The sequence below is a fragment of the Actinomycetospora sp. NBC_00405 genome, assembly GCF_036044095.1.
Classification (GTDB): Bacteria; Actinomycetota; Actinomycetes; order Mycobacteriales; family Pseudonocardiaceae; genus Actinomycetospora; species Actinomycetospora callitridis.
Genome location: NZ_CP107938.1, coordinates 5,998,427 through 6,022,264 on the forward strand (window position 1 = coordinate 5,998,427; position 23,838 = coordinate 6,022,264).

15 protein-coding genes, 2 tRNA genes and 3 rRNA genes are annotated in these 23,838 nt (G+C 70.4%); 9 read left to right on the top strand and 11 right to left on the bottom strand.

Annotated elements, in window-relative coordinates; translation table 11 throughout:
* Positions 1 to 2: 2 nt before the first annotated feature.
* The 5 genes from OG774_RS29655 to OG774_RS29675 form a co-directional block, all read right to left on the bottom strand.
* Positions 3 to 1,073 (bottom strand): permease, encoded by a 1,071-nt coding sequence (locus tag OG774_RS29655; RefSeq protein ID WP_328305897.1) that lies wholly within the window; start codon positions 1,071 to 1,073, stop codon positions 3 to 5.
* Positions 1,074 to 1,170: 97 nt separating this feature from the next.
* The gene (nrfD, locus tag OG774_RS29660; protein WP_328305898.1) at positions 1,171 to 2,214 is read right to left on the bottom strand and encodes an NrfD/PsrC family molybdoenzyme membrane anchor subunit; all 1,044 of its coding nucleotides are present in this window, start codon (positions 2,212 to 2,214) and stop codon (positions 1,171 to 1,173) included.
* Positions 2,211 to 3,329 carry a 4Fe-4S dicluster domain-containing protein gene (locus OG774_RS29665; protein WP_328305899.1) on the bottom strand — a complete coding sequence of 373 codons (1,119 nt, stop codon included), beginning with the start codon at positions 3,327 to 3,329 and terminating at the stop codon, positions 2,211 to 2,213. The genes nrfD and OG774_RS29665 overlap by 4 nt, the downstream gene beginning before the upstream one ends.
* Positions 3,326 to 6,616: a formate dehydrogenase gene (gene fdh, locus OG774_RS29670; protein WP_328305900.1), complete on the bottom strand. Its 3,291-nt coding sequence runs from the start codon at positions 6,614 to 6,616 to the stop codon at positions 3,326 to 3,328. The genes OG774_RS29665 and fdh overlap by 4 nt, the downstream gene beginning before the upstream one ends.
* Positions 6,617 to 6,678: 62 nt before the next feature.
* A tRNA-Sec gene (locus tag OG774_RS29675) sits at positions 6,679 to 6,774 on the bottom strand.
* Between the two features lie 192 nt (positions 6,775 to 6,966).
* Here OG774_RS29675 and OG774_RS29680 point away from each other — a divergent pair.
* On the top strand, positions 6,967 to 8,448 hold the full coding sequence (locus tag OG774_RS29680) for a gluconokinase (protein WP_328305901.1): 1,482 nt from the start codon (positions 6,967 to 6,969) through the stop codon (positions 8,446 to 8,448).
* Here OG774_RS29680 and OG774_RS29685 read toward each other — a convergent pair.
* The 4 genes from OG774_RS29685 to OG774_RS29700 all read right to left on the bottom strand — a co-directional run bounded on the left by OG774_RS29685 (position 8,445) and on the right by OG774_RS29700 (position 11,488).
* The gene (locus OG774_RS29685) at positions 8,445 to 9,869 is read right to left on the bottom strand and encodes a WS/DGAT/MGAT family O-acyltransferase (protein ID WP_328305902.1); all 1,425 of its coding nucleotides are present in this window, start codon (positions 9,867 to 9,869) and stop codon (positions 8,445 to 8,447) included. The genes OG774_RS29680 and OG774_RS29685 overlap by 4 nt on opposite strands.
* 83 nt (positions 9,870 to 9,952) lie before the next feature.
* Positions 9,953 to 10,564, bottom strand: a complete 612-nt coding sequence (locus tag OG774_RS29690; protein ID WP_328305903.1) for an SRPBCC family protein — start codon at positions 10,562 to 10,564, stop codon at positions 9,953 to 9,955.
* Positions 10,564 to 10,932 carry an ArsR/SmtB family transcription factor gene (locus tag OG774_RS29695; RefSeq protein WP_328305904.1) on the bottom strand — a complete coding sequence of 123 codons (369 nt, stop codon included), beginning with the start codon at positions 10,930 to 10,932 and terminating at the stop codon, positions 10,564 to 10,566. The genes OG774_RS29690 and OG774_RS29695 overlap by 1 nt, the downstream gene beginning before the upstream one ends.
* Positions 10,933 to 10,975: 43 nt before the next feature.
* Entirely contained in the window at positions 10,976 to 11,488 is a 513-nt protein-coding gene (locus OG774_RS29700; RefSeq protein ID WP_328305905.1) for a putative glycolipid-binding domain-containing protein, read from the bottom strand.
* A 128-nt stretch (positions 11,489 to 11,616) separates the two neighbouring features.
* On the opposite strand from OG774_RS29700, the gene OG774_RS29705 reads away from it, so the two are divergent.
* On the top strand, positions 11,617 to 12,537 hold the full coding sequence (locus tag OG774_RS29705) for an SDR family oxidoreductase (protein ID WP_328305906.1): 921 nt from the start codon (positions 11,617 to 11,619) through the stop codon (positions 12,535 to 12,537).
* A 4-nt stretch (positions 12,538 to 12,541) separates the two neighbouring features.
* Here the strand turns inward: OG774_RS29705 and OG774_RS29710 are convergent, their stop codons facing one another.
* Complete coding sequence (locus tag OG774_RS29710; protein ID WP_328305907.1) at positions 12,542 to 13,087, bottom strand: TetR/AcrR family transcriptional regulator; 546 nt, start codon at positions 13,085 to 13,087, stop codon at positions 12,542 to 12,544.
* A 24-nt stretch (positions 13,088 to 13,111) separates the two neighbouring features.
* Between OG774_RS29710 and OG774_RS29715 the strand changes: the two genes are divergently transcribed.
* Positions 13,112 to 13,939 carry an alpha/beta fold hydrolase gene (locus OG774_RS29715; RefSeq protein ID WP_328305908.1) on the top strand — a complete coding sequence of 276 codons (828 nt, stop codon included), beginning with the start codon at positions 13,112 to 13,114 and terminating at the stop codon, positions 13,937 to 13,939.
* 3 nt (positions 13,940 to 13,942) lie between these two features.
* Here the strand turns inward: OG774_RS29715 and OG774_RS29720 are convergent.
* Positions 13,943 to 14,015: transfer RNA gene (locus OG774_RS29720), tRNA-Arg, on the bottom strand.
* A 62-nt stretch (positions 14,016 to 14,077) separates the two neighbouring features.
* Between OG774_RS29720 and OG774_RS29725 the strand changes: the two genes are divergently transcribed.
* The 6 genes from OG774_RS29725 (at position 14,078) to OG774_RS29750 (ending at position 23,684) form a co-directional block, all read left to right on the top strand.
* A complete protein-coding gene (locus OG774_RS29725) occupies positions 14,078 to 16,222 on the top strand; it encodes a cytochrome c oxidase assembly protein (protein ID WP_328305909.1) in 2,145 nt (714 codons plus the stop codon).
* Between the two features lie 451 nt (positions 16,223 to 16,673).
* Positions 16,674 to 18,205: ribosomal RNA gene (locus OG774_RS29730) — 16S ribosomal RNA — on the top strand.
* Between the two features lie 386 nt (positions 18,206 to 18,591).
* Positions 18,592 to 21,699: ribosomal RNA gene (locus OG774_RS29735) — 23S ribosomal RNA — on the top strand.
* Between the two features lie 149 nt (positions 21,700 to 21,848).
* Positions 21,849 to 21,965 (top strand): 5S ribosomal RNA (rrf, locus tag OG774_RS29740).
* Together the 16S, 23S and 5S rRNA genes form the textbook arrangement of a ribosomal RNA operon.
* A 1,128-nt stretch (positions 21,966 to 23,093) precedes the next feature.
* Positions 23,094 to 23,435 carry a DUF6247 family protein gene (locus tag OG774_RS29745; RefSeq protein ID WP_328305910.1) on the top strand — a complete coding sequence of 114 codons (342 nt, stop codon included), beginning with the start codon at positions 23,094 to 23,096 and terminating at the stop codon, positions 23,433 to 23,435.
* On the top strand, positions 23,436 to 23,684 hold the full coding sequence (locus tag OG774_RS29750; RefSeq protein ID WP_328305911.1) for a hypothetical protein: 249 nt from the start codon (positions 23,436 to 23,438) through the stop codon (positions 23,682 to 23,684).
* Positions 23,685 to 23,838 lie beyond the last annotated feature (154 nt).

The following is a 23,838-nucleotide window of genomic DNA, read 5'->3' on the forward strand; positions in this document are numbered from 1 at the left end:
ACTCACAGGCCGAGGGCGAAGGCCGACGTCAGGACCCCGACCCCGACGACGAGCCCGGTCACGGCGACGAGCAGCCCCCGCGGGAAGACTCCCCGGACCATGAGCAGCGACGGCAGGCTCAGCGCGGGCAGGGTGATCAGCAGCGCCGCGGCGAGCGGCCCCGACACCCCGACGGCCAGGAGCGCCGCGACGACCGCGATCTCGGCGCCGGTCGGGATCGGGAGGAGTGTCCCGGCGACGGCCAGCAGGACGACGCCGAGGACGATCCCCGTCCCGGGCAGCAGCGTCGAGCCCACCGGGAACAGGACGCCGCGGAGTGCCCCGAGGGCGACCACGAGCAGCAGGTACTCGGGCAGCAGCCGCACCGAGAGCCGCCCGAGCGCAGACAGGAAGCGCACGGCGACCGGACGCTCGTCAGGGTCGGCGTCAGGGGGCACGACCGGCGTCGCGTCGACCGTCGCCGGCCCGCTCCACCACCGCGCGAGGGCCACCGCCCCCACGACGACGGCGACGCCGGCACCCGCGCGCAGCAGCGTCCACGGCCACGGCAGCACGAAGGCGCAGAACGCGAGGACGACGGGGTTGAGCGCAGGGTTGCCGAGCCAGTACGCGAGCGTCGCGGTGAGGTCCCCGGCACGGCGGCGCAGCCCGACGGTCAGCGGCGCGGCGCAGCAGCTGCACATCATCGACGGCACCGCGAGCGCGCTCCCGCGCACGCCGCCGCGGACCCCGCTCCCGAACAGCCGGGCGAGCCACGCCGACGGCAGCGCGACCTGCACCGCCGCGGCCAGCACGAGCCCGACGACGAGCGCGGGCCAGATCGCGAGGAAGTAGGTGCCGGCGAACCGCAGCCCCGCGGACAGCGACACCCCGGGCGGCGCGGGCTCCCCGCCGGTGAGGATCGACGGGCCGAGCGAGTGCGACCCGGCCACCGACGGCACCTTCACCCAGTACGGCGCCCACTTCGCCCACAGCAGCCCGGCCACCACGAGCACGCCGAACCCGAGCGCCACGGCCCAGGGCGGCGGCCCGGTGCGACGCGGACCCACCGACACGCCCGACGCGTCCGACACGTCCACCTCCTCCGGCACGATCGGCGATCGTCACACGGGCGGGGGACGACGGCACCTCGGGAGGTGTGAGCGCTCGACGAGAACGCCGAAGCAGCCGTCAGGCGAACGTTCGGTCCGGTGGCGCGACGTCGGTGCCGGTCGTCGCCTGACGCCGGCGGATGCGCTCGCGCTGCGGGACGACGATGTGCGCGGGGTCGTTGGCCGACGCGATGCCGGCGTCGAACACCCCGAAGCGCGTCAGCGCCGACCCGGCCATCAGCGCCAGCCCCGACAGCGCCGCCGACCAGCGACGACGCCGCCCCAGCACCGCGCCGACCGCGCCGGCCGCCAGGCACGCCTTCGAGGCGCGCATCAGCGTGTGCGCGCGGCCCTTCTGGTACACGTCGCCGAGCAGGCCGAGCTTGCGCTCCATGAACTCGCCGGCGGCCAGCTCGACGACCGCGCCCGCCACGGCCAGCCGCGCCGCCGGGACGTTGTCGCGCACGGACGCCCCGATCAGCCCCATCCCGCCACCGGCGGCCGCGGCGCTGCCGGCGAACACGATCGGCAGCTCGCGGTGCGCCTCGTGCCAGGTCGGCACGGCGGTGTTCGAGAACAGCACGGCGGTGTAGGTGCCGAGCGCCGGCCCGATCACCGCGGCGACCGCGCCGGACACGTCGCCCGCCCGCCGGAACAGGCCTGTCACCTCGGACGCGGCGGTCGCGGCCGCGAATGTCGCGAACGGCGAGAGGATCCAGGTGCCCACCGACAGCGGCGACGTCGGCTTGAACACCCGCAGCATGTGCAGGAAGCGGGCCGGCCGGTGCAGGTCGTGGATGAGGAAGACGGTCCCGCCGGCCGCACCGGCGGCCGCGGCGAGGCGCCCGGTGCGTCGCAGCGTCGGACGATCGGTGGCGCCACCGAGGGCCCCGAGACCGGACGACGTCGCGGCGAGCCCGCCGAGGAACAGGTACAGCGGGACGTCGGGGTTCTTCCACACCGGCGCCTTGATGATCGGGCGCCCGTAGTACGAGCGGAACTCGGCCTCGGGGACCTGCAGCTCCTCGCCGCGGCCCCGGCGCCGGCTCCCACGTCGCGGCTTCACGGCGTCGTGGTCGACCCGCGACCGCTGGGGCATCTCGGCCGGGTTCGCGTCCGTCACTTGCGACCTCCCCAGAACGCCGCCACGACCGCCGCGCCCAGGCCCACCGCGGTGAGCGCCGCGTTGCGCCACATCTCCGGCAGGTCGCGGGTGGTGACGATCGGGTCCGGCGGCATGCCGTAGACCTCGGGCTCGTCGAGGAGCAGGAAGAACGCGCCGTCGCCGCCGACGCCGTCGTCGGGGTCGCGACCGTAGAGCCGCGCCTCGGTCACGCCGCGCCCGTGCAGCTCCGCCAGCCGGGCGTCGGCGGCGGCCTGGAGCTCGTCGAGGTCGCCGAACTGGATCGAGTTCGTCGGGCAGGCCTTCGCGCAGGCCGGCTCCATGCCCGCGCCGAGGCGGTCGTAGCACAGCGTGCACTTGTGGGCGCCGCCGTCGTCCTCGCGGACGTCGATCACGCCGTAGGGGCAGGACGGCACGCAGTAGCCGCAGCCGTTGCAGATGTCGTCCTGCACGACGACCGTGCCGAACTCGGTGCGGAACAGCGCCCCCGTCGGGCACACGTCGAGGCAGCCCGCGTGCGTGCAGTGCTTGCAGACGTCCGACGACATCAGCCAGCGCACGTCCCGCTCGTCGTCGGGGGTCTGCTGGCCGTGCGCGCCGGAGTCGGGCAGCAGCGCGAGCAGGTCGACGGTCGTCGGGTGGGCGGGAGTCGAGCCGGCCGGGGCGGTGGCGGCGTCGCGGGGGGCGCGCAGCGTCGGGGACGACGGCGCGCCGTCGGTCACCGCGGGCAGCCCGGTCGGCAGGAACCCGGTGGCCGCGTCGACGGGCACGCCGCTGGGCGGGCCGCCGTGCGCCGCGGTCGCGCTGCCGTGCGGCCGGACGTCCTCGATGAACGCGACGTGTCGCCACGTCGAGGCGCCGAGGTCACCGGTGTTGTCGTAGGACATCCCGGTGAGCCGGTAGAGGTCGGAGGCGTCGGTGCCGTCGTCGGGCACCAGGTTCCACTCCTTGCACGCCACCTCGCAGGCCTTGCAGCCGATGCACACCGAGGTGTCGGTGAAGAAGCCGACGCGCTTCGGGTGGTCGCCCGACCACCCGGCATCCGTCGTCGGGTCCGGCAACGGGCCGGACAACGAGGTCGCCGCGCCGGAGAACGCGTCGAAGACATTGGTCACGTGTTGCCTCCCGGCTCCACCCCGGCCTTGCGCCGGTAGGACTCGACGAAGTCGAGCAGCGCAGGCCCGCGGGGACGGCGTCCCGGCTGGATGTCGCAGGTGGCCACCTTGGACTCCTGGATGTGGACGTTCGGGTCCATCACGACGCCGAGCAGATCGTTGGCCGGGTCACCGGTCGAGAGGCCGTTCGACCCCCAGTGGTACGGCAACCCGATCTGGTGGACCGTCTGGTCCCCGATCCGCAGCGGTTTCATGCGCTCGGTCACGAGGACGCGGGCCTCGATCGCCGTGCGGGCCGAGATCAGCGTCGCCCAGCCCAGGTGCTCGAGGTTCCGCTCCGCGGCCAGCGCGGGGGAGACCTCGCAGAAGAACTCGGGCTGGAGCTCGGAGAGGTAGCCGAGGAACCGGCTCATGCCGCCCGCCGTGTGGTGCTCGGTGAGCCGGTAGGTCAGGAACGCGTACGGATACACCTCGCTCTGCGAGGGGTTGATCCGGTTCCAGGCCCGGTCGATGCGCTCGAGGGCGGGGTTGTCCTGCTGCTCGTGCAGCAGGTTGGCCACCGGCGACTCCACCGGCTCGTAGTGCGTCGGCATCGGCCCGTCCGCGAGCCCGGCGGGCGCGTAGAGCCACGCCTTCCCGTCGGTCTGCATGATGAACGCGTCGGTGCCGGCGAGGGCGTCCTGCCGCGTGGCGCCCTCGGCGGGGACGTACGACGGCGGCTTGGTCGCCTCGAAGTCGGGGATGTCGTGCCCCGTCCACGTCTCCTGCTCGGCGTCCCACCACACGTACGCCTTGCGCTCGCTCCACGGCCGGCCCTGCGCGTCGGCGGACGCGCGGTTGTAGAGCGTGCGCCGGTTCGCCGGCCACGCCCAGCCCCACTCGGAGGCCACCCAGTCCTGCTCGGAGCCGGGCTTGCGGCGGTCGGCCTGGTTGACGCCGTCCTTGTACACCCCGGTGTAGATCCAGCAGCCCGCCGCCGTGGAGCCGTCCGCCTTCAGCTGCGTGTAGCTCGAGAGCGGGTTCCCGTCGGCGTCGTAGCCGTTGATCTCGCCGAGCACGGATTCGGGATCGGGCTCCTCGTGGACCCCGGACGTCGGGTAGTCCCACGTGAGGTCGAGCAGGGGCCGGTCGCGCTCGTCGGTCGACCCGGCGAGCTTCTCCCGGATCCTCTTGCCGAGGTGGAAGTAGAAGTGCAGCTCCGAGCGCGCGTCACCCGGCGGGTGCACCGCCTCGCGGCGCCACTGCAGCAGCCGCTGGGTGTTGGTGAAGGTGCCGGCCTTCTCGGTGTGGTTCGCGCACGGCAGGAAGAAGACCTCGGTCCCGATGTCCTCGGTCCGCAGCTCCTCGGTCTCGATCTCGGGCCCGTCCTTCCAGAACGTGGCCGTCTCGATCATCTGCATGTCGCGGACCACGAGCCACTCGAGGTTGGCCAGGCCGAGGCGCTGCATCTTGCCGTTGGCGTGACCGACCGCCGGGTTCTCGCCGACGACCATGTACCCGTAGGTCTTCCGGTCGATCTGGTCGCGCACGATCCCGTAGGTGCCGTGGTCGCCGGTGAGCCGCGGCATGTAGTCGAACGCCCAGTCGTTCTCGGGGGTCGCCGCGTCGCCCCACCAGGCCTTGAGCAGGCTCACCATGTAGGTGTCCATGTTGCCCCAGAAGCCCGTCTTCGCGGCGTCGGCGTCGAGGAAGCTCCGCAGGTCGTCGTGCAGGTGCGCGTTCGGCATCGGGATGTAGCCGGGCAGCAGGTCGTAGAGGGTGGGGATGTCCGTCGAGCCCTGGATGCTGGCGTGCCCGCGCAGCGCGAGGATGCCGCCGCCCGGACGCCCCATGTTGCCCAGCAGCGTCTGCAGGATCGCGGCGCCGCGGATGTACTGCGCCCCGACGCTGTGGTGCGTCCAGCCCACCGAGTAGACCCACGCCGTGGTGCGCTCGCGGCCCGAGTTCTCCGTGATCGCCCGGGCGACCTGCAGGAACTCCTCGACGCCCATGCCGCACACGCGGGAGACGGCCTCGGGCGTGTAGCGGGAGTAGTGCCGCTTGAGCACCTGGTAGACGCAGCGCGGGTGCTGCAGTGTCTCGTCGCGCTGCGGGGTGCTGGTGGCGTGGGCGGCGTCGCCGGCTCCGCCGCCGGTGTCCGACGCCATCGCGGCGTGGTGCTCGCGCTGCCTGCCCTCGTCGCTCTGGCCCGACCCGTCGGCCTGCTCGCGGAGGTCGGCCTCCCAGTGGTCGCGCATCCCGGCGGCCGGGGCCTCGTACGCCATTCCCTCGAGACCCTCGAGCTGCCAGCTGATGGGGTCGTAGCGCCCGGTGTCGGCGTTGTAGCCGGAGAAGATCCCGGCCATGTCCTCGGTGTCGACGAAGTCCTCACCGACGAGGTCCGCGGCGTTGGTGAACGTCGTGACGTACTCGCGGAAGTCCTTGCCCTCGGTGAGCACGTAGTTGATCAGCCCGCCGAGGAAGGCGATGTCCGCCCCCGCACGGAACGGCACGTGCAGGTCGGCCACGGCGCTGGTGCGCGTGAACCGCGGGTCGACGTGGATGATCTTGGCGCCGCGCGCCTTGGCCTCCATGACCCACTGGAAGCCCACGGGGTGGGCCTCCGCCATGTTCGAGCCCTCGATGACGATGCAGTCCGCGTGCTGCAGGTCCTGCTGGAAGTTCGAGGCGCCGCCACGACCGAAGCTGGTCCCCAGACCGGGGACGGTGGCGCTGTGTCAAATACGCGCCTGGTTCTCCACCTGGATCGCGCCGAGCGCCATGAACAGCTTCTTGATGAGGTAGTTCTCCTCGTTGTCCAGCGTCGCGCCGCCGAGGCTCGAGAAGCCCAGCGTGCGCCGCAGGACGCGGCCCTCCTCATCGGTGTCCTGCCAACCCTTGCGGCGGGCGTCGATGACGCGGTCGGCGATCATGTCGAGCGCCGTGTCGAGGTCGAGGTCCTCCCACTCGGTGCCGTACGGACGCCGGTAGCGCACCGTCGTCACCCGCGACGGCGAGGTCACCAGCGACGTCGACGCCGAGCCCTTCGGGCACAGGCGCCCGCGCGAGACGGGGGAGTCGGGGTCGCCCTCGATCTGGGTGACGCGCCCGTCGCGGACGTAGACGTTCTGGCCGCAGCCCACCGCGCAGTACGGGCAGACCGACTTGACGACCTCGTCGGCGTCCGAGGTCCGCGGCCCGAGGGCCTGCGTCCGCGGGGACTGCACGGCGGATCCGCGACCGAGGGGGTCCGAACCCATGGCCTGCCGGAACATCGGCCACTCGCCCAGCCAGGTGCGTGCACCCATGCAGGAACCCTCCGAGGTGTGGTGGATGTTGCGGCCTGGGCACGTCGTCTGGACCCGGGTTCTGGCGGAGGCGGACGGGAATCGAACCCGCCTGGCCGAGATGCTCGACCACTACGGTGTTGAAGACCGCGGGGGCCACCAGGCACCCTGACGCCTCCGCACCGCAGCCTAGGTGGGCCCCCCGGGCCGCGCAGTTCGGGGCACGCCGAGGTTCAGGCGGCCGCGCCGGCGGGGAACAGGCCCATCGTGTGGACCGCGAGCGACCCCCGCCTGGTGGTGACGGCCGCCGCCGTCGCGATCGTGTCGGTGGTCGGTCTCGTGCTCGTGCTCCTGGCGAGCCTCGTCGTCTGATGCCGCAGCCCGACCTGGTGCTCGGCGTCGACATCGGCACCACCGCCACCAAGGCCGTCGCCTTCGCGCCCGACGGCACCGACCACGGGCACGGCGAGGCCCCCCACCACCTCGACGAGCCCGAGCCCGGCGCCGCCGTCCAGGACCCGGAGGCGCTCTGGGAGGCCGTCGGCGACGCGGTGCGCGACGCCGTCGCCCAGGTCGACCCCGGGCGGATCGCGGCGCTGTCGTTCAGCTCCGCCATGCACGGCCTGCTCGCCCTCGATGCCCGCGGCGACCCCACCGGACCCCTGCTGACCTGGGCCGACAGCCGCGCCGCCGACGTCGCCCGCGAGCTGCGGGCCCGCGAGGGCGCCCTCGCCCTGCACCGGCGCACCGGCACCCCGATCCACCCGATGAGCCCGCTGGTCAAGCTCGCCTGGCTGCGCCGCGCACGACCGAGCCTGCACGCCGCGGCGCACACCTGGGGCGGGATCAAGGAGTTCGTGCTCGCCCGGGCCACCGGCGCCCGGGTCGCCGACACCTCGTGCGCCTCGGGCACCGGTTTGCTCGACCTCGCGACCGGCGCCTGGGACCCCGAGGCCCTGGCGATCGCCGGGATCACCGCCGACGCGCTGGGGGAGCCGGTCGCCACGACCGCCGTCGTCGGGGAGCTCCGGGCCCGCGACTGGGGCCTCCCGGCCGGCGTCCCCGTCGTCGCCGGGGGAGGGGACGGACCGCTGGCCAACCTCGGCGTGGGCGCCGTCCGCCCCGGCGTCGCGGCCTGCTCGATCGGCACCAGCGGCGCGCTGCGGATCGCCGTCGAACGGCCCGCCGTCGACCCGCGCGGCCGGGTGTTCTGCTACGGCCTGGCCGACCGGCGCTGGGTGGTCGGCGGGGCGATCACGAACGGCGGCCTCGTGCTCGACTGGGCGCGCGAGACGCTCCACCGCGACGTCGACGACCTCCTCGCCGCGGCCGACGCCGTGCCCGCGGGCGCCGACGGGCTGCTCGCCCTGCCCCACCTGCTGCCCGAGCGCGCCCCCCACTGGGACATCGGCGGCGCGGGCGCGCTGGTCGGCCTGCACCGCCGGCACACCGCAGGCCACGTCACGCGCGCCCTGCTCGAGGGCGTCTGCCTGCAGCTGCGCCTGGTGCTGGACTCGCTGCGCGAGGCGGGCCTGGCCGTCGACGAGGTCCGCGCGACCGGCGGGTTCGCGCGCAGCGCGCTGTGGCGCCGTCTGCTCACCGACGCGCTCGACCTGCCCGTCGGCTTCCCGACCGTCGACCAGGGCTCCGCGTTCGGGGCCGCGCTGCTCGGGATGCAGGGCGTCGGGCTGCTCCCACCGGGCCCCGACGGGCTCGTCGACGCCGCCGAGCAGATCCCGCTCGGCGAGACCCTCCGACCGGGCCCCGACGCCGCCGTGCACGCCGCGCGCCTGCCGCTCTTCGAGCAGCTGCACGACGTGCTCGGCGACGTCACGGCCGAGCTCGGGACCTAGGTCGGGTCGGCCTCGTCGGCGACGGCCTCCAGCTCGACCAGCGCGTCCTCGAGGTAGCCCAGCAGGTGCTGCAGGTGCGGCACCGCGCGTCGGTCGCCGGTCACGCCGATCTCCATGCTGTCCGCGTAGGACATCACGGTGATGTTGAGGGCCTGCCCGTCGAGCGGCACGGAGATCGGGTAGATCCCGTCGAGCCGCGCGCCCTCCCAGTACAGCGGGTCCTTGGGCCCGGGCACGTTGGAGATGATCAGGTTGAAGCCCTGGTTGATCGCCGACGAGCCCGGCACCAGGCCGAGCCCGATGGGCGCCGCGACGACGGCGGAGAGCGCGGCGATCGTCATCGGGTCGCGGCCCTGCAGGTTCTCCTTGGCCGCGAGGCCCGACTGGCGGATCTTCCGCAGGCGCTCGGACGGATCGGCTTCGTCCGTCGCCAGGTTCACCAGGATCGCGCCGAGCGCGTTGCCGGAGCCGGAGTCCGCCAGCGCGACGGGCAGCGCGGCCACGAGCGGCTTCTCGGGCAGCCCGTCGTGGGCCTCGAGGTAGTGCCGCAGTGCCCCGGCGCTCATCGCGAGCATGACGTCGTTGACCGTCGTGCCCGTGCGCTCGCGCACCCGCTGGATGCGCTTGAGCGGCCAGGACTGCGCGGCGAACCGGCGCGCCCCGGTGATCGGGACGTTGAGCATGGTCGGGGGCGCCTCGAAGGGCAGGGCCAGGTCGTGCTCGACGAGCCCGCGGTAGGCCGACGACACGAGGGCCGGCCCGACGTTGAGCGACTGCCCGACGCCCTCGGCGAGCGTGCCGGCCGTGCGCAGCGCGCCGCCGACGTACTCGCGCGCCGACCCGAGCCACCCCGACGGACCGGGCGCCGGCTCGCCGACCGGACGGCTGGCGCGACCCGGTCGGGGGTCGACGGCCCAGAACGGCGCCATGTCCCGCTTCTCCGGGTCGGTGCTCAGCGACTTCTCGAGGTGCTTCATCGCGCGGACGCCGTCCATCATCGCGTGATGGATCTTGCTGTAGACCGCGAAGCGGTTGCCCTCCACGCCCTCGATGAGGTGGAACTCCCACAGCGGCCGGTGCCGGTCGAGCAGGCTGCCGTGCAGGCGGGAGACGAGCTCGAGCAGCTCGCGGATGCGGCCCGGACCCGGCAGGGCCGAGAGGCGCACGTGGTACTCGATGTCGATGTCGTCGTCGTTCACCCAGGCCCACTGGCCCAGCGTCGAGACACCGCGGGTCGCCCGCCGGCGGAACAGGGGCGCGATGTCGACGTCGCCGGACACGAGCGTCCGGTGCAGGTTCGCGAGGTAGTCGGGTCCCGCGCCCTCGGGGCGGTCGAAGAGCATCAGCGAGCCCACGTGGGTGGGCCGTTCGCGCGACTCCGCCAGCAGGAACATCGCGTCCCGGAACGACATCGTCGCCATCGACACCCCTCTCGACCACCGCGTCGGCCACCCGGCCGAGCGCGCCGTCGACAGTCTGACCTACCGGCCGGTTCGTGTCGTGGTCACCGGGTGTCGGGGACGAACTGGGCCAGCGCGGCCTGCTTCCCGCCCTCGATGTCCTCGGCGGTCGCGGCGCCACTCGCCTCCGCGGCCGCCACCCAGCGGTCGATCGAGTGCCGGTTGAACTCGACGACCTCCGGCGACTCCGCCGCGGCGACGGGGTCGCCGACGGCCTCGCCGCGGACGAACAGCCCGAGCCCCATGAGTGCGCCGTCCCAGCCGGGTCCGACGAACAGCGCGCCCGCGGCGCTGCCGGCCATCGCCAGCGGCACGGTGTGCTCCAGCTCGAGCACGGTGTCCTCGCCGTCGGCCCCCAGGCGGAGCTCGACGACGCTGGTCTCGTGCCCGAACGTCATCCGCAGCAGCCGCGGCGGGGTGCACGTGAGGATGTCCCCGCCGGCGTTGCCCTCCAGCTGGAACGAACCGCCCTCGCGCAGGTCGCCGTGCAGGGGCAGGAACCAGCGCACGATGCGGTCGGGCTCGGTCAGCGCGCTCCACAGGTCGGCCGGCTCGGCCGGGTAGCGGCGACGCAGCAGCACGCGGACGGTGTCGCCGTCGACCGTGTCGAGGTCGACCTGGCGGTGGATGGCGTCGAGCTCGGAGAAGAGGTCCATCAGCTGTCCTCGGGGGCGGGGCCGGGGGTGGGGGTGGGGGAACGCCTGCGCTCGCGCTTGCCACGGGCGATCTCGGTGCCGAGGGCGTCGAGGCGCTGCTCCCAGAACTGCCGGAAGCGCCCGATCCACGCGTCGACCTCGCGGAGCCCGTCGGCGTCGACCGAGTAGAGCCGGCGCGTGCCCTCGGCCCGCACCGAGGCCAGGCCGTTCTCCCGCAGCACCCGCAGGTGCTGCGAGACGCCGGGCTGCGAGATGCCGAACTCCTCGTGGATGTGCTCGACGACGGCCCCGGACGCCAGCTCCCCGTCGGCGAGGAGCTCGAGGATCCGGCGGCGGACCGGATCGCCGAGGACGTCCATGGCGTGCACGGTGCCGAACCTAGCAGCGGAGACTTATATAAGTCGATACTGCTCAGAAGGCTCGACGCGCGATCCCCGGGTAGTCGACGACGAGGCCGGCGTCGTCGTAGGTGAGGACTGCGGAGAAGTCGCCGTCCGAGGTGTAGGCGAACCGGTGCCCGTCGAGGCGGCGGTAGGTCTGGTCGAGACGGACGACCGAGAGGTCCAGCGCGCGCACGTAGACGGCGGGCAACGGGGTGACGTCGTCCGCCGTCACCGTCAGGCGGTGGACCGGGAGCGTGTTCGTGCAGGCCGACGCCTCGAGGTCGACGTCGACGAGGCCGTCCAGGTGGGGCGCGGGCGCACCGTCGACCGTCCAGTGGCCCTCGCCGTCGGACGCGACGGTCACCTCGCGCGGCCCGGCGATCGTGTCGGACCACACGCGGGCCGCGCGCGTGCGCCACCCGTCGTCGAGCGTGATCTCGTAGCGCACCGCGTACGGCTGACCGTCCTCCACGGCGGAGGTGTGTCCCCGCCGCCGGCCGGGCGCGAAGTGGACGACCTCGAAGCCGTCCACGGCGTCCACGAACCTCCAGGCGGCGGACGCGGGGAGGTCGGTGAGCACCCGGCGAGCCAAGCGCGTCCCCGGCGGTGGCGGCAACCCTCGCGGTTTCCCGGGGACGGTTGTCGGGGGTGCGTGCCACGGTCGCCGGTATGACCGCACAGCTCGCTCTCGACGGCACCGTCGCCCTCGTCGCCGGGGCCACCCGCGGGGCCGGTCGGGGCATCGCCGTCGAGCTCGGTGCCGCGGGCGCCACCGTCTACGTCACCGGGCGCAGCACCCGGACGCAGCGCTCGGAGTACGGCCGCCCCGAGACGATCGAGGACACCGCCGACCTGGTGACCGCCGCGGGTGGGCGCGGTGTCGCGGTGCCCACCGACCACCTCGATCCCGGCGCCGTCGCCGCTCTCGTCGCCCGGATCGAGAGCGAGCAGGGCCGGCTGGACGTGCTCGTCAACGACATCTGGGGTGGTGAGCTCATGGTCGAGTGGGACGTGCCGGTCTGGGAGCACGATCTCGCCAACGGGCTGCGGACGCTGCGCCTGGCGATCGACACCCACCTCGTCACGGCCCATCACGCGATGGGGCTGCTCGCGCGACGGCCCGGCGGGCTCGTCGTCGAGGTCACCGACGGCACCGCCGACTACAACGACCGCCACTACCGGCTCAACGTCTACTACGACCTCGCCAAGATCGCACCGATCCGCCTCGCCCGGTCGTGGGCGCACGAGCTCGCGGCCCACGGCGGCACGGCGGTCGCCGTCACGCCGGGCTGGATGCGGTCGGAGATCATGCTCGAGCACTTCGGGGTGTCGGAGGAGACCTGGCGCGACGCCCTCGCGCGCGAGCCGCACTTCGCGATCTCGGAGACGCCCCGGTTCGTGGGTCGGGGTGTGGCCGCGCTGGCCGCCGACCCGGGTCGCGCCCGCTGGAACACGACGTCCACGTCGTCGGGCGAGCTCGCCGCGTTCTACGGGTTCACCGACCTCGACGGCTCCCGGCCCGACTGCTGGCGCTACCTGGACGAGGTCCAGGACCCCGGGCGTCCGCCCGACACCACGGGGTACCGCTGAGGTTTCAGGCCTCGTCCAGCAGCTCCGCGGCCATCCGACGGGCGCGGCGGAGGCGGTCCGCGTCGCCCTCCAGGCCGGCCCGCACCATCGCGCCCTCGAGGAGGAGGGACAGGTGCTCGGCGAGCGCCTCGTCCCCCACGGCGTCGCGCAGCAGGTCCTCGACCTCGGTCTTGTGACGGGCCACCGCCTCCCGGCCGGGGTCGCCGCTCGGCAGCTCGCCCGCGGCGTTGAGCAGCCCGCATCCCCGGAACGGGTCGTCGACCCCGTCGAGGTAGGCGTCGAACACCGTCAGGGCCCGGGCGTCGGGCCCCGCCCCTGCGGGCAGGGCCTCGACCCGGCGCCGGTGCCGCTCGAGGAACTCCTGGTGCCGCCGCTCCAGGTAGGCCGACACCAGGTCGGCCTTCGAGGCGAAGTTGTTGTAGAGGCTCATCTTCGCGACGCCCGCGTCCGCGATGATCACGTCGATCCCGGTCGCCGCCACGCCGCGGGCGTAGAAGCGCTCCGAGGCGGCGTCGAGGATCCGGGTTCGGGCCGGGATTCTGTCGCTCATACTGGGTAGACTAGTCTACCTAGTATGACCTTCCTCGACCGGAACCTGCTCGTCGACGGCGTCCGGCTCGCCTACCGCGATCGCGGCGAGGGCGAGCCCGTCGTCTTCGTCCACGGCACGCCGTCCTGGTCCCACGAATGGCGCCACGTCGTCCCGGCCGTCGAGGCCGCCGGCCACCGCGTCGTCACCTATGACCTGCTCGGGTTCGGCGACTCCGAGCGGCCCCTCGACCGCGACACCTCCGTCGCCGCCCAGACCGACCTGCTGGTCGGCCTGCTCGACGAGCTGGGCCTCGAGCGCCCCAGCCTCATCACCCACGACATCGGTGGCGCGGTCGGGCAGCGGATCGCGGTCCTGCACCCCCAGCGGGCCCGTCGGCTCATGCTCATCGACACGGTCAGCTACGACTCGTGGCCGTCGGAGACCTGGCGGGAGATCATCAGGACCCGGCTCGAGAGCTACGCCGCCATGTCGGCGGCGGACTTCGAGGAGATGCTCACGCGGCAGCTGCGCATGACGGTCGCGGGGAGCATGGGCGACGCCGACCTGCGCGCCTACCTCGCCCCGCACCGGACGCCGCTGGGGCGCACCTCGTTCTTCGAGCACCAGGTCCGGCACTACGACTCCCGGTACACCGAGGAGCTCACCGACCGGCTCGGGGACATCGCGGTGCCCGTCCGCGTCGTGTGGGGCGCGCAGGACCGGTGGCAGCCCGTCGGCTACGCCGAGCGCCTCGCCGCGGACATCCCCGGCGCCGAGCTCGTCGTCGTGCCGCACGCCGGCCACTTCCTCATGGAGGACGAGCCGGAGCGGGTGACGCGCGAGGTGCTCGACTTCCTGTCGGGCGGCTGACGGCGCCCCCGGCAGGACTCGAACCTGCAACCGTCGGATTAGAAGGCCGATGCTCTGTCCGTTGAGCTACGGGGGCCGGCGCGGGGAAGCCTAACCGGACCGCACGGCGCTCCGACGGCGGCGACCTACCCTGGAGGCGTGGCCACGACGACCCCGCCGCCCGCCGACGCGCCGGCACGCCCCTCCACCCCCGGGGCGTTGTTCGTCGCGCAGGTCGCGCCCCTGCTCGCCGTCGCCGCGGTGGTCGCGCTGGCGCTGAGCACGCTCTCGGGTGCGGCCACGTTCGCCCGCCTCGGGCTCCCCGACCCCGGCCCCGTCACGGTCTACGCCCTGCCGGTCGTGCGGGCGGTGAGCCAGATGGCAGCCGCGTCGACCGTGGGCTTCCTCATGCTGGCGGCCTTCTTCACGCCGCCCGCGTCCTCGGGCTGGCTGTCGGCCGACGGCTACCGCGCGGTCCGCGTCGCGTCGTGGAGCGCGGCGGCCTGGTCCGCGGCCGCGCTGCTGATGATCCCGTTGAGCGCGGCCGACGCCTACGGCCGCCCGGTGTCCCAGATGCTCGACGCCCGGGTGCTCTCGGTGGCGGTCACCGGCATCGAGGGCACCACCTCGTGGGCCCTGACCGCGCTGATCGCCCTCGTCGCCCTCGGGGTCACCCGCTTCGTGCTCGGGTGGGGCGCCGCCGTGGTCGGGCTCGGCGTCGCGCTCGCCGGGCTCCTCCCGCTCGCGCTCACCGGGCACTCGGCCGGCGGGAGCGACCACGACGTCGCCACCAACAGCCTGCTGCTCCACGTGCTCGCCGCCGCCGTGTGGGTGGGCGGGCTCGCCGCCGTCGTGACCCATCTCGTGGCGGGGGGCCGGCACCCGGCCCTCGCGGCCCGCCGGTTCTCGGCGGTGGCGCTCGTCTGCTGGGTGGTGCTCGCGCTCTCGGGCGTGCTGAACGTCCTGGTCCGGATCTCGCCGGCCGACCTCCTGACGAGCACGTACGGCGTCCTCGTCCTGGTCAAGGCCCTCGCCCTCGTCGCGCTCGGCGCCTTCGGAGCCTGGCACCGCCGCCACGCGCTCCCCGGCATCGAGGCGGGCAGCACCGCCGCGATGATCCGCTTCGGCGGGCTCGAGGTCCTCCTCATGGCGGCGACGATGGGCGTCGCCGTCGCCCTCGGACGCACTCCGCCGCCCGCGGCGCCCGCCCCCGAGCCCACGCGCATCGAGGCGCTCGTCGGCTACGCGGTGGACGAGCCCCTGACGGCCGCGGGCCTGCTCACCCAGTCCCGTTTCGACCTGCTGTTCGGCACGCTCGCGCTCGTCCTCGCCGGCCTGTACGTCACCGGGGTGCGGCGACTGCGCGCCCGGGGCGACGCGTGGCCGGTGGGACGCACCCTGTCCTGGCTCGTCGGCTGCCTCGCCCTGCTGATCGCGACGTCCTCGGGCATCGGTCGCTACGCGCCCGTGACGTTCAGCGTGCACATGGGCCAGCACATGATCCTGAACATGCTGGTCCCGATCCTGCTGGTGCTCGGCGGCCCGGTGACGTTGCTGCTGCGGGCCCTGCCCCCGGCGGGCGCCGGGTCACCTCCGGGCCCCCGTGAGTGGGTGCTCGCCGCGGTCCACTCGCCGGTCGCGCGGGTGCTCACCCAGCCGCTGGTCGCCCTGGCGCTGTTCGTCGGCAGCTTCTACGCCCTGTACTTCTCGGGGCTGTTCGACGTCGCGCTGGAGTCCCACTGGGCCCACATCGCGATGAACATCCACTTCCTGCTCGTCGGCCTGGTCTTCTTCTGGCCGATCGTCGGCATCGACCCCAGCCCCCGGCAGCTGCCCCCCATCGGGCGCCTCGGCCTGCTCTTCGTCGCCATCCCGCTGCACGCCTTCTTCGGCATCGCGGTGATGAGCTCCGCCACGGTGATCGGTGCGGGCTTCTACCAGCAGCTCGAGATGCCGTGGGTCGATCGCCTCGCCGACCAGACCACCGGCGGCGGCCTCGCGTGGGCCACGGGCGAGCTCCCGATGCTCATCGTGCTGATCGCCCTGCTCGTGCAGTGGTCGCGCGCCGACGAGCGCGCCGCCCGCCGGGACGACCGCCGTGCCGACCGTGACGGCGACCGCGACCTCAACGCCTACAACGCGATGCTGAAGTCGCTCGCCACCACCGGACGGCCGGCGCCGGCGGAGACGGCCCCGGAGTGGGCTCCGGGGTCGGCCCCGGGGTCGGCCCCGGACACGGCGGAGGGCCCAGGGGGCCCTGAGGACGAGGACGCGCCCGCCGACCTGGGACGACGTCGACGATGACCCCGGGTCGCAGACCCCTCCCACGGGATCGCGTACAGTAGATGTCGCACCGGGGAACGGACGCGATCTCGCGGACGGCCGGTAGTCGACCGAGGCCTTCGGGCCTCGGGTACAGTCGAAGACAGCGATCCGGACCGGTGCCCCGCGAGGAAGCCGATCGAGATCGCACCGCCCGAGTCCGAGCCGGACCGACCGGGACCCCCCGGGAAGAGCCGCTCGATCGGGTCGGGTAGAGTGGGAATCACCGCGAAGAACCGGGCCGGAAACGGCTCCGCAGAAGCGCGTGTGGTTGTCCTTTGAGAACTCAACAGTGTGCTGAATGTTTGGTGGGTTTTTCCCGTCGGCATCCGGGGTTTGTTTTCGGGTGTCGTGGGTTTCTTTGGGTGCACCTGGTCTTGTTTGCCAGTGGGGCTGGGTGCTTTTTGCTGGGACTGTTTTGTTCCAATGTTTTTTGTTGGAGAGTTTGATCCTGGCTCAGGACGAACGCTGGCGGCGTGCTTAACACATGCAAGTCGAGCGGTAAGGCCCTTCGGGGTACACGAGCGGCGAACGGGTGAGTAACACGTGGGTGACCTGCCCTCCACTTCGGGATAAGCCCGGGAAACTGGGTCTAATACCGGATATGACCTTGAAGCGCATGTTTCTTGGTGGAAAGTTTTTTCGGTGGGGGATGGGCCCGCGGTCTATCAGCTTGTTGGTGGGGTGATGGCCTACCAAGGCGACGACGGATAGCCGGCCTGAGAGGGTGATCGGCCACACTGGGACTGAGACACGGCCCAGACTCCTACGGGAGGCAGCAGTGGGGAATCTTGCGCAATGGGCGGAAGCCTGACGCAGCAACGCCGCGTGAGGGATGACGGCCTTCGGGTTGTAAACCTCTTTCGCGATCGACGAAGCTCCATCTTCTGGGTGGGGTGACGGTAGGTCGAGAAGAAGCACCGGCCAACTACGTGCCAGCAGCCGCGGTAATACGTAGGGTGCGAGCGTTGTCCGGAATTATTGGGCGTAAAGAGCTCGTAGGCGGTGTGTCACGTCGGCCGTGAAAACCTGGGGCTTAACTCTGGGCGTGCGGTCGATACGGGCATCACTAGAGTTCGGCAGGGGAGACTGGAATTCCTGGTGTAGCGGTGAAATGCGCAGATATCAGGAGGAACACCGGTGGCGAAGGCGGGTCTCTGGGCCGATACTGACGCTGAGGAGCGAAAGCATGGGTAGCGAACAGGATTAGATACCCTGGTAGTCCATGCCGTAAACGTTGGGCGCTAGGTGTGGGGTCCATTCCACGGGTTCCGTGCCGCAGCTAACGCATTAAGCGCCCCGCCTGGGGAGTACGGCCGCAAGGCTAAAACTCAAAGGAATTGACGGGGGCCCGCACAAGCGGCGGAGCATGTGGATTAATTCGATGCAACGCGAAGAACCTTACCTGGGTTTGACATGCACCAGACGCGTCCAGAGATGGGCGTTCCCTTGTGGCTGGTGTGCAGGTGGTGCATGGCTGTCGTCAGCTCGTGTCGTGAGATGTTGGGTTAAGTCCCGCAACGAGCGCAACCCTTGTCCTATGTTGCCAGCGGGTGATGCCGGGGACTCATGGGAGACTGCCGGGGTCAACTCGGAGGAAGGTGGGGATGACGTCAAGTCATCATGCCCCTTATGTCCAGGGCTTCACACATGCTACAATGGCCGGTACAGAGGGCTGCGAAGCCGTGAGGTGGAGCGAATCTCGTAAAGCCGGTCTCAGTTCGGATCGGGGTCTGCAACTCGACCCCGTGAAGTCGGAGTCGCTAGTAATCGCAGATCAGCAACGCTGCGGTGAATACGTTCCCGGGCCTTGTACACACCGCCCGTCACGTCACGAAAGTCGGTAACACCCGAAGCCCGTGGCCCAACCCGCAAGGGGGGGAGCGGTCGAAGGTGGGACTGGCGATTGGGACGAAGTCGTAACAAGGTAGCCGTACCGGAAGGTGCGGCTGGATCACCTCCTTTCTAAGGAGCTTCACCGAACACCATCAGCCGGCGTGTTCACAGGCGAATGTTCTGTGCGCGCTGTGGCTGGTGGTGGAGGGCCTCAGTACCTCCCCGAGCTCGGGAGTCTTCGGACTCCGTGGTCGGGGGTGGGAGGGGGTTGCTCGAGAAATGTGGAATCACCAAACTCCCGACCTTCGGGTTGGGCAGCACACTGTTGGGTCCTGAGAGGACGACCCGGCCCCCTGTGGGGGGCTTTGTTGTTGTCTCGAGGGGCGATCGTTCACCTGCTTCCCCTGTGGGGGTTGTCGGGTGGCGGTTCGTGTGGTCGTTGAGAATTGTACAGTGGACGCGAGCATCTTTTGTTTCTGTGCACATTTGTGTCGTGATTTCTTGATGTGTGTGTTGGTCAAGTTGTTAAGGGCGCACGGTGGATGCCTGGGCATCAGGAGCCGATGAAGGACGTGGGAGGCCGCGATAGTCCTCGGGGAGCTGTCAACCGAGCTTTGATCCGAGGGTGTCCGAATGGGGTAACCCGGCACCCGTCATGGGGTGTCACCGCCGTCTGAATGTATAGGACGGTGGGAGGGAACGCGGGGAAGTGAAACATCTCAGTACCCGCAGGAGAAGAAAACAAGAGTGATTCCGTGAGTAGTGGCGAGCGAAAGCGGAAGAGGCTAAACCCCGCCAGTGTGAGAGCCGGCAGGCGTTGCTGGTGGGGTGTTGTGGGGTTCCGCGTATCAGGGCTGCCGTCCTGGTGCGGGTGTTCGTGGTGTTAGTCGAAGGCGTTGGGACGCGTCGGCGTAGAGGGTGAGACCCCCGTAGACGAAAACACTGCGTTCTCCCGTTGCGGTGTCCCCGAGTAGCAGCGAGCCCGTGAAATTCGCTGTGAATCTGCCGGGACCACCCGGTAAGCCTAAATACTCCCTGATGACCGATAGCGGACGAGTACCGTGAGGGAAAGGTGAAAAGTACCCCGGGAGGGGAGTGAAACAGTACCTGAAACCGTGTGCCTACAAGCCGTCAGAGCCTTGCGGGGTGATGGCGTGCCTTTTGAAGAATGAGCCTGCGAGTTAGTGGTACGTGGCGAGGTTAACCCGTTGAGGGGTAGCCGTAGCGAAAGCGAGTCCGAACAGGGCGATTCAGTCGCGTGCTCTAGACCCGAAGCGGAGTGATCTACCCATGGCCAGGGTGAAGCGCCGGTAAGACGGCGTGGAGGCCCGAACCCACCAGGGTTGAAAACCTGGGGGATGAGCTGTGGGTAGGGGTGAAAGGCCAATCAAACTCCGTGATAGCTGGTTCTCCCCGAAATGCATTTAGGTGCAGCGTCGCGTGGTACTCACCGGAGGTAGAGCACTGGTTGGCCTAGGGGGCCTACAAGCTTACTGAAGTCAGCCAAACTCCGAATGCCGGTGAGCGAGAGCGCGGCAGTGAGACTGCGGGCGATAAGGTTCGTAGTCGAGAGGGAAACAGCCCAGATCGCCGGCTAAGGCCCCTAAGCGTGCGCTAAGTGGGAAAGGATGTGGGATCGCCCAGACAACCAGGAGGTTGGCTTAGAAGCAGCCATCCTTGAAAGAGTGCGTAATAGCTCACTGGTCAAGTGGTCCTGCGCCGACAATGTAGCGGGGCTCAAGCGCACCGCCGAAGCCGCGGCAACACCGCGTGAACACTGCTTGCCCTTGATGGCGTAGCTGGTGGTGGTGTTGGGTAGGGGAGCGTCATGCGGGCGGTGAAGCGGCGGAGTGATCCAGTCGTGGAGCCCGTGTGAGTGAGAATGCAGGCATGAGTAGCGATAGCAGAGTGAGAAACTCTGCCGCCGGATGACCAAGGGTTCCTGGGCCAGGTTTTTCCGCCCAGGGTGAGCCGGGACCTAAGGCGAGGCCGACAGGCGTAGTCGATGGACAACGGGTTGATATTCCCGTGCTCGTGTAGGCGCGTCCCTGGCGAATCCAGGTGTGCTAACCGCCCGAACCTCGGGTGTCTCCTTCGGGAGCACCTCGAGGGGAGCGCGGGACCCCGCCTGGTAGTAGCCAAGCGATGGGGTGACGCAGGAGGGCAGCTCCGCCAGCTAGTGGTAGTGCTGGTGCAAGCGTGTAGGCCGGTGGACAGGCAAATCCGTTCACCATGAGGCTGAGACGTGACGCATAGCCGTTTGAGGCGAAGTAGAGTGATCCCATGCTGCCGAGAAAAGCCTCTAGCGAGTTCCTACGCGACCCGTACCCCAAACCAACACAGGTGGTCAGGTAGAGAATACCGAGGCGTTCGAGCGAACTGTGGTCAAGGAATTCGGCAAAATGCCCCCGTAACTTCGGGAGAAGGGGGGCCCTGTCCCGTGAAACCCCTTGCGGGTTAGCGGGGTGGGGCCGCAGAGACCAGGGGGAAGCGACTGTTTACTAAAAACACAGGTCCGTGCGAAGTCGCAAGACGATGTATACGGACTGACGCCTGCCCGGTGCTGGAACGTTAAGGGGACCGGTTAACCCTCCGGGGTGAAGCTGAGAACTTAAGCGCCAGTAAACGGCGGTGGTAACTATAACCATCCTAAGGTAGCGAAATTCCTTGTCGGGTAAGTTCCGACCTGCACGAATGGCGTAACGACTTCCCCGCTGTCTCGACCACAGACTCGGCGAAATTGCACTACGAGTAAAGATGCTCGTTACGCGCGGCAGGACGGAAAGACCCCGGGACCTTCACTACAGCTTGGTATTGGTGCTCGGTTCGGCTTGTGTAGGATAGGTGGGAGACTGGGAAGCGGTCACGCCAGTGATCGTGGAGTCAACGTTGAAATACCACTCTGGTCGAATTGGGCATCTAACCTCGGACCATGATCTGGTCCAGGGACAGTGCCTGGTGGGTAGTTTAACTGGGGCGGTTGCCTCCCAAAGGGTAACGGAGGCGCCCAAAGGTTCCCTCAGCCTGGTCGGCAACCAGGTGTCGAGTGCAAGTGCACAAGGGAGCTTGACTGTGAGACCGACGGGTCGAGCAGGGACGAAAGTCGGGACTAGTGATCCGGCACCACCACGTGGTTGGGGTGTCGCTCAACGGATAAAAGGTACCCCGGGGATAACAGGCTGATCTTGCCCAAGAGTCCATATCGACGGCATGGTTTGGCACCTCGATGTCGGCTCGTCGCATCCTGGGGCTGGAGTAGGTCCCAAGGGTTGGGCTGTTCGCCCATTAAAGCGGTACGCGAGCTGGGTTTAGAACGTCGTGAGACAGTTCGGTCCCTATCCGCCGCGCGCGCAGGAGACTTGAGGAAGGCTGTCCCTAGTACGAGAGGACCGGGACGGACGAACCTCTGGTGTGCCAGTTGTCCCGCCAGGGGCACGGCTGGTTGGCTACGTTCGGAAAGGATAACCGCTGAAGGCATCTAAGCGGGAAGCCTGTTCCAAGATGAGGTCTCCCACCCCTTCGAGGGTTAAGGCCCCCACCAGACCAGTGGGTTGATAGGCCAGACATGTAATCGCCGCAAGGCGTTCAGTGGACTGGTACTAATAGGCCGAGGACTTGCCCACACACACGTCAAGCAATCACGACGAGCTTGTGTGTGAACACGGCAAACAACTGCGTAACGAACAAACTGTTCGCGTCCACTGTGCATATCCCAGCGACCACACACCCCACCCCACAACCGGGCAACCGGCTCGTGGGGGTGGTGGGGTGTTCCGGTGGTCACAGCGGAGGGGAAACGCCCGGACCCATCCCGAACCCGGAAGCTAAGCCCTCCAGCGCCGATGGTACTGCGACCGACAGGTCGTGGGAGAGTAGGACACCGCCGGAACACCCGACCACCCCCACACACATCACCACCCCACAAAAAAAAGGGGCGAGGACTCCACCAGGAGCCCCCGCCCCTTTTTCGCGTTCGAGCCCGTTTCTCGGCCACGAGCGAGAGCGCTGGCACAGGCCTGGCCGACGCCTTTCTGATCCCGCTTCCCGAGCTCCATCACGAGGACGACCGGCGGCAGGATTCGGAGCGTCCGACGGCCCTCGGGTCCGGGGTGGTACTCGCCGAAGCATGCGGAGAGTGGCGCCGGCGGAGACGGACGATCACCTGGCACCCGACAGCGCCGGAGGCGTCCTGCGCGCACAGCCGATCCCGGGACGACTGCTGTCTCGGAGCGACCGCGGTGTCGCCGCCATCTACTCCTCCGCGTGCGGTGGTCCCTGGGATGGTCGGCGGCTACTTGCCGGCGCTGCCCTGCTGCCCTGTGCGGCGGCTCGCTGAGGGGTGGTCATGACGACGTGCGGCGTCGTCGAATCCTCGGTCCGTGGGCGGCTGCGTGCGGCCTTCCCGTCGCCGCGAAGAGACCGGGGCCCGCGGACGGCGGGTGTCCGCCCTCTCCCGGGCGGGGACGGCCTCAGCCTCGAGACGAGCCCGGTCAGGCCGGATGCCGCCAGCCTTCAGGGGTCCGCTCGGGTGGGGCGAAGCCTGCAGGCGCGGAGGTCGAACCCGCGACGTCGACGGGCCGCCACTCGCCCCCGCCTTCCGCGCGCGATCCGCGCCCGGAGGCACCAGGGGCGAGACCACGACGCCGGTGTGCCGGTTCGACCGTGGGAGTCGAGCACGAATGCGCAGCCGTCGCCCCCCACGCGCCGTCGAGGAACCCGGTCGGCGTCCCGGTGCCCCCGCGGGCGGAGGCCCAGCTCAGTGGGCGCGGACCCGGTCCCACCATCGGCACGGGCGTCGCCACCACCGGAGACGGTGAGCGCCATGAGCTCCTCGTCGGTGACCTCGGAGCGCTACGCGGGCAGGTTGGTCGGCCCCGTGCTGTCTCGGTGTCCCGGTGTCCCGGTGTCCCGGTGTCCCGGTGTCCCGGTGTCTGGTGTCCTCGGGGCCTCGGGGTCACGCAGCGACACCTCGGCCGTTCCGGCCGACGGCAGGGCCCTCCGTCGTACAGTGACGGCCATGACCGCGGCCGCGTCCTCGACCCCGCCGGGTGGGCGGCACCCGGGGACCTGGGTGGACGCGACGCCGGCCCAGGTCCGCGCGGTCCTGGCGCCCGAGAGCGCTGCCGAGTTCGACCGCCAGTGGCGTGAAGCGCTGTCCCGAGCCGCCGACACCTACGACCTTTCGGTCGTGCACAGCTGCCTGGAGGCTTGGCGTCGGGTTGCCCGGGTGACCGTGGCGGCGGGGGGACACGACGGCTACCGGGCGCTCCGCAGCACGGCGGCGACGGCACTCGAGGACCGTGGGTCCGGCACGCCCCGCGTGCCGTGGCGTGAGGTGCGCGGGGACCTCGGGCTCTAGGTGGCCTACGAGATCGACGTCGGCTCGGTCCTGGAGACGTTGTCCGGGTTGCCACACGAGGCCGTGGTGGCGCTCGCCGAGGCGATGGCCGTCCTCGAGCTCACACCGTGGGCGGGTGACCCCCTGGTCGACCGGAACCCCGGGGGAGCCGTGCGCACCCTGCCGTTCGGGGCCCACGGGCTGGTGACGTACGTCGTGGTCGAGGAGCTCGAGCGCGTGGACCTCCTGCAGGTCCACTGGGCCGGCTGAGCCGGCCGCTCGGGACGGCGTACCGGTGAACCGGGGGCTGACCTGCGGTGATCGTGCAAACCCACCCCCCGTGAGAGGCCCTCACGGGCGGGTGTAATGTTCTCCGGGTCGCCAGGACAGCGAGGTTGAACCCGGTCCGGGTGACGCAGTAGGA